We start from the raw sequence: 5,671 nt of genomic DNA, 5'->3' as shown, positions 1-5,671 counted from the left end.
CGCCCCGCTCGCGGAGCCCGCGCACGAGCCACCGCACGTACTCGTCGTGGTGCCCGCCCGCGTACGGGGCGACGATCAAGAGGTCGGGCTGCGTCACGTGGACCGTGGTGTCGAGGCTTCCACGAGGCGCACCGCGTCCTCGAGGACGGAACGGTCAGGGAGAGGCGGCGTCACGGGCGGCGGGTGAGAATCGCGATCAACATGCGGGGGTCGACCAGGCCCGAGGCCCAGCCGGCCAGCCCTGTGGCGAGGGCCACGAGCGCGAGCGTCCCGAAGATCGGAAGACCCAACCACAGTCCGAGCACGGCCGGCGCGATCCCGCCCACCGCGCCGACCACCGCGCCGCGCGCCAGCGTCGCCGGGAGGAGCGTCCCGGTCAGGCGGCGGTACCGGACCGCCATGCCCACGGTCACGATGGCCTCGCTCGCGATCGTCGCGATCGCCGCTCCGACGAGCCCGAACGGGATGATGAGCGACACGTTCAAGATGACGTTGGCGACGCCGCCGCCAAGGACGGAGCGCATGTATCCCTTCTCGTCGTTCCAGGCCATGAGCGGGACGCCGAACGTCATGCTCACGTACGAGAGCCCCGCGTAGGCGAACAGGATGCGGAGGGCGGTCGACGCGCCGAGATACTCCGCTCCGAAAACCAGCTCGACGAGATCCGGCGCGAGCACGACACCGGCGAGGGCCAGCGGCAGGCCGAGCACGAACTGGATGCCCCCGTACCGCCGGCTCTCTTGGACCATCGCGTCTCGGTCCTCGAAGGCGCTCGACAGAGCCGGATAGAAAGCGAGGTAGAGCACGCCGGCCGGCGCGACCGCGATCGCGTACAGCTTGTACGCCACCTCGTACAGCCCCACCTCTGCCGTCGCCCGGAACGCCTCGAGCATCAGCTTGTCCGCGTTGTAGTAGAACTGGCTGACCAGAGACGAAGCCGCGAGAGGAAGCGCAGGAGCGAGCAACGCCTTCCACGCCGCACGCTCGAACTGAGGTCGCGGGACGCCGACCTCGAGGGCGTAGACGGCCAGCAAGACGAGGTTGGCGACGAACGGGCCTGCTGCTAGTGCCGCCGCCGCGATCGCGAGGTCCTCGGGGCCTCGCACGAAGGCGAGCGCGATCAGGGCCGTGACGCCGGCTGCGGCGGTATTCCTGGCCGAAACCTTCCCCATCTGCTCGCGAGCCTGGTATACCCAGTCGAGTTGGATCGCGCGGGCTAGGATCAGACCGCTCAGCACCAAGACAGCGTTTTTGTAGATCGGCTCGAGGCCGAGGACTTCTGCTAGACCCACAAAGACGACGGTCGCGACGAACGCCAGCACCAAGCGGACGCCCAGAAGATTTGGGACGATCTCTTTCTCGCGGTCCGCGCTCCGTGCGACTTCGCGGACTCCCACAGCGTCGAACCCGAGTGCGACGGCCAAGACGAAGTAGGCTACCAGCGCCATTCCGAACGCCAGCATCCCTAGGCGCTCAGCTCCGAGAGATCGGCCGAAGTGGACCCACGAGATGAACCCGAACAGGAGCGTCGCGCCCTGTGCGAGCCCCAAGACGACCACGTTCTTGGCGAGCCGCGAGTTCTGACTCACGGTGCGCTAGCGCGATCCGGTCGGGCCACGGCTGCCCGGTCGGCCATCCCGTGAGCGAGCGCCATCACCACCGTCACGATCATCACCTGATCGAGGATCAGAAAGGGGTTCGATGAGATCGCGACCGGCGTGAACGCCGCCATCGTCGCCCCGGCTGCGAGCGCTAGGGCTCGGTCGCGTAGACGAAGTGTGAGGAGCCGCGCCGCCTTGGCCGCCCGCGCCATGGCTCCGATCCAGACGGTCATCACCAGGATCAGGCCCCACAGGCCCGTTTTGTACCATAGAGACAGGTAGCCGTTGTGCAGGAACGCCCAGTCCCGCGTGCCGTCCGCGACCACGCTGTAGTACGAGAACTGTACGCCCCATCCGTACCCCAAAATGGGATTGGCCTTGATCTTGTCCCATACCGCGTCACTCTCCGCGAACCGGTTGATCAGCGAGATGTCCTGCGTCGCAGTCCCGATCGAGACGAGCCTGTCGAGGGCGCCAAGAGCGACGACGGTGAGCTGGTCACCGAGCACAGCAATTGCTAACCCTACGACAGCCACCGCGCCGAGCGTGCCATATCCGATGATCCGGCGCCGGCCTCGACCCGGCGCTACGACTGCCATCGCTACGATTCCGAACAGCGCTGAAATCCAGAAGCCTCTCGACTTCGTGATCACAAGGCCCGCGATGAGGATCCCGGCGACGGCGATCGAGCCGAGCGCAAACCATCGTCTCCGCGACAGCGCCGCGCTAGCCAGTGCGATCATCAGTCCTGCCGTGATCGAGGTCTCTCCAATATTGAACCGGGCGTCGGCGACCTTGTAGAGGGCCTCCGCGCTAGAGACGGCGCTGCGGAAGAGGACCGCGTTCTGGAGCGCCGCGAAAAGCCCAAAGGTGCAGAGCACAACTCCGATCGCCGTTCCGGCCCGGTCGTCCTTGGCGCAGAGCTCCTTGACGGGGAGGTACAGGAGGAACGGGATCGTCGCGATGATGTCGGCCCGGAAATCGTACGGGTTGGGGCCGAAGAACAGGCCCAGGCCGATGGCGACGACGAACCCAACAGTCCCGTACGTCACCGCCGCCGCGTCAAACAGGTTGCGGACGAGGGGGCGGCCGGACAGCACCGCTACGACGTACCAGTGGCCGATGTAGGCCACCAAGGCGAGTCCGGCCACGGCCTCGAGGGCGGACGTCCCCTCCTCGCCACCGAGCTGGACGAGTTGGAGAAGGAGCACGCCCGTGAGCCGCGCGAGCGGGGACGGCTGCCAGAGCGCGAGCCCGAGTCCGCCCCCGACGAGCACGGCGATCGCCCACACGGCCGGAGAACCCCCGGCCGCCATCAGAAGAACGATGCCGATCGCGAGGACGCCGGCGATCGCGGCGGCGGCCGTCAAGAGAAACCGCTCCCGGTTGGCCGTGTCGCCGGGCGTCATGCCGCTCGAAGGCGGGCGAAGACGGCTGGGCCATGTGCCCGCAACATCGCGATGCCCAGCACGAGAGCGATACCGACCAAGAAGGCCGAGAGCGTCGCGCCGATTACGATGATGGACCGGCCAGGCTCCGACTTTTTGGTCGGAGGAATGGCAGGATCGAGGACCTGGACGGCGTCGGCGTCACGCTGCTCCTGGAGAGCGGCCTGCTCGTAGAGCGGCTGGATGGTCTCGATGATGGCCCGCTGGATCTCGAGGTCTTGCATGACCTCGGCGTACTGCCGTTGTACGCCAGGAAGACGAGCGACGGACGGTAGCCCAACCTCGGAGCCACCCGTGAGCCGCTGGACTTGGCTGCGGGCGGCCTCGAGGCCGGCACGGGCCGCTTGGACGTCGGGGTTCTCCGGTCCGAACTGGGACAGCAGGGATCGGTAGGCGACCTCTGCGGTGGAGACCTCAGCCTGCGCTTGACCGATCGAGGAGAACAGGGCCTCGGCTTGGGCCGTCGGCTGGACGACTCCGGTTCGCTCCTGAAGCTCCTGCATCCGGGCCTGGGCGTCGTCGAGGTCGAGGTTGGCCTGGTCGAGCCGGTCGGAGAGGAACTCCCGGTTCTCGGCTGCGCTGCTCGCCTGGAACTCGATGTACCGCTCGTTGAGCCGTTCGACGAAGTAGTTGGCGAGCTGAGCGGAGCGCTCGGGGCTCTCGTCGAGGACGGAGATGCCGAGGTAGTCGAAGTCGATGTTGACCTCGAACTCGGCCCGGTCGGAGAGCTCGCCGATGGCATCTTGTCTGGGGAAGTCCTCGTCCTCGAGGTCGTAGACCTGGACCAGATCGAACTGGTCGACGATGGTCTCGAGCGTCGTGCGGCTCTCTAAGATGGCCATGTAGCGCGTGAACCCGCCGCCGCCGCCGCCGCCGAGGAGAGCCGCTGCGGCGGGAGGCAGGTTGCTAAGCGCGCCGGCGAGCAGGCCTCCGCTCCCCGACTCGGGAAGGAGGACGCGCGTCTCGGCCCGGTACTCGTTGGGAAGTTGGAGCGTGAGGTACACCGACGCCGCGGCCACCAGCACGGTGAGCGCCATGATCCACCACTTGGCGCGGTAGACGACGCCCGCGGCCCACCACAGCCGGTCGGTCGTGGTCTCGTTGGCGAGGCGGTACTCGTCGTCCACGGTGTACGGAGGAGCGCCGGCACCGTCGCCGGCGGCACCAAGGTCGTGGGGCGTGATCTCTGGAGAAGTCTCTCGTGCCATGCCGCTACCGGAGCTGGGTGTACGCGAAGATCAACGTGCTGATCGCGGAGATCGACGTGGCGACCGTTTGGATCAGAAACTGTCGCCGGTCGCGTGTCGCCTCTCGCTCTTCGCGCTGAGACTGTAGCGCAAGGTTTTCGATCTGTGGGGAGTCTGAGGTCGGGATGCGGTCTACGAACACAGCGTCGCCTGCCTCGATTAGCGTCTCCGGTCCTGGAGCGAACCGGCCCGTCCGAGCGTCGACGACATAGATCGTCGTCGCGACTGGTCCCGCTCCACCGGCTCGATCTACGTAATTCTGTGCCGTCAACCCGTCCTCGAAGGGGAGATATCCTGGGGAGCCGACCTGACCGAACACACGGACAGCCCCGAGGTCACGGGGTACAACGAGGCGGTCCCCATCGCGCAGCGTTACCGGGGACGCGCCCTCGATGGCCGGCCCGATGTCGACAGACAAACGCGGTGTTGCGGCGTACTGCTGGACATAGTACCGCCGGCCAACCAGGCCGAGGTCGCTGAGCTGGCCGAGCGCCGTTACCGTCGAGTCGAACGCACCGATGGTCACTGGGCGGTCGGTGGGGTAGGCGAGGGGGTCGAGGGCGGCCTGGGGCTCCGAGCGGGCGGTTCTTTCGAGATACGCTCCGCGGACGAGCGCCTCTGGCGTGAGCCCTCCTGCTGCCTGCACGAGCATCTCGAGATCGGTCTGCCCCGATACGATCGGGTAGGTGCCCGGGTACTCGACCTCGCCCACGACCGTCGCGTAACCCGCGTCGGGCGTCGAGGATAGGATCGTGATCTGATCTCGAGGGCGAATGTCCAACGTGGCGGCGTCCTCGAGGGCGACCTCGACGCTCTCGGTGCGGCTTCCCTCGGCCCGAGTGCGCCGGACAGTTCCCTCTAGAGGCGAGCCTGCGACGGCCGCAAGCGCCTCGGCCGTATCGTCCTGGCGCCAGTCGTAGGTGCCCGGCCGCTCCACGTCACCGCTGACCGAGACGCCCTCGCGGACCGGGTCGAACGTCTGTACAAAGACGGCGTCGCCGTCCTCGAGGAGCGGGTTGAAGTCGAGGTCGCCAGTCACGTAGTAGCGGTAGAGGTCGACGCGCCGCTCGTCGCCCTCGAGGTCGGTCACGCGGACGTTCCTGAGCGCGACGCGCCGTTCGACCTCGAAGCGGGCCGGCGTCTCGTAGTCGGCCAGCTCGAGCGGGTTCAACTCGTCCGTGGTCTCGGCGATGGCGTCCTCGATGCGGCCGAGAGCTGTCACGATCTGGCGTCCTGGGAAAGGGACCGCGCCCGAGACGTAGACCGAGAACCGCCGGGGGACGGCGAGCGCGACGTCGGTGGGAATGTTGCGGTAGCGGTTGCGGAGCGCGGAGCGGGCGTCGGCGCGGACGGCCGCCAGGGTCCGGCCGGCGGC

Annotated in this window: 4 protein-coding genes; all 4 read right to left on the bottom strand. The window is 67.6% G+C overall.

The annotated features are described in order from the left end of the window. Positions 1-170: 170 nt before the first annotated feature. Positions 171-1,589 (bottom strand): flippase, encoded by a 1,419-nt coding sequence (locus WBA11_RS01640; RefSeq protein ID WP_424518989.1) that lies wholly within the window; start codon positions 1,587-1,589, stop codon positions 171-173. Continuing rightward, positions 1,586-3,010, bottom strand: coding sequence for an O-antigen ligase family protein (locus WBA11_RS01635; RefSeq protein ID WP_424518988.1), 1,425 nt, complete (start codon positions 3,008-3,010; stop codon positions 1,586-1,588). The genes WBA11_RS01640 and WBA11_RS01635 overlap by 4 nt, the downstream gene beginning before the upstream one ends. After that, positions 3,007-4,257, bottom strand: a complete 1,251-nt coding sequence (locus tag WBA11_RS01630; RefSeq protein WP_424518987.1) for a GumC family protein — start codon at positions 4,255-4,257, stop codon at positions 3,007-3,009. The genes WBA11_RS01635 and WBA11_RS01630 overlap by 4 nt, the downstream gene beginning before the upstream one ends. Positions 4,258-4,261: 4 nt before the next feature. Then, positions 4,262-5,671, bottom strand: a 1,410-nt coding sequence (locus WBA11_RS01625; RefSeq protein WP_424518986.1) for an SLBB domain-containing protein, incomplete at its 5' end; no start/stop codon positions are given.

The sequence above is a fragment of the Rubrivirga sp. genome (genome assembly GCF_049648075.1).
Lineage (GTDB): Bacteria > Bacteroidota > Rhodothermia > Rhodothermales > Rubricoccaceae > Rubrivirga.
The sequence above is the reverse complement of the archived record's forward strand: the minus strand, read 5'-3'. Positions and strand labels throughout refer to the sequence as shown.

Excerpts from the sequence above, each read along its gene's own strand:
- WBA11_RS01635 (WP_424518988.1), bottom strand. The coding sequence starts at position 3,010 with ATGACGCCCGGCGACACGGCCAACCGGGAGCGGTTTCTCTTGACGGCC.
- WBA11_RS01630 (WP_424518987.1), bottom strand. The coding sequence starts at position 4,257 with ATGGCACGAGAGACTTCTCCAGAGATCACGCCCCACGACCTTGGTGCC.